This window comes from Pedococcus sp. P1_H8 (assembly GCF_056405175.1).
Genome location: NZ_JBFUCP010000144.1, coordinates 1 through 508, shown reverse-complemented (window position 1 = coordinate 508; position 508 = coordinate 1). Strand labels below are relative to the sequence as shown.

At 67.3% G+C, this 508-nt stretch carries 1 protein-coding gene; it reads left to right on the top strand.

What is annotated here, in order from left to right:
• Nucleotides 1-508: major capsid protein (locus tag AC1DYG_RS19290; protein ID WP_477641470.1), on the top strand; the 508-nt coding region annotated here is incomplete at both ends.

Here is a 508-nt window from a genome sequence, read left to right as displayed (position 1 = left end):
TCGGCAGCGAGCGCGGCGAACCGAAGGTCGCGGCGGCCGAGGACTGGGGCGGCAAGTTCTGGATCACCGATCAGGCGAAGTCGCGCAACGACGTTGTGCACTTCAACAACCAGGTGACTCAGCTCGGCAACACCATCGTCCGCAAGGTCAACCAGCGCACGGTCGCGACCCTCGACGCTGCGATCACCGGTCTCGGCGGCGCCGGTGTCGTTCCCGGCAACAACTGGTCCGACGTCACCCTCACCGGCACCACGCCGACGCCGAACAACCAGCGCCCCTTCGCGGACTTCGCGAAGGTGCAGCTCGCCGCGGACGTCGAAGAGCTCGGCGTGGTCTACGACCTGTGGCTGCTCAACCCGCAGGAGAAGCACAACCTGCGGATCGCCTACGGTCCGGATCTCGACGAGATCCTCAAGGAGGCCGGACTCGAGATCTTCCCGTCGAACCGCGTCGCCGCCGGCACCGGCTACGCCGTCGCTCGCGGCCAGGTCGGGTTCCTCGACTACGA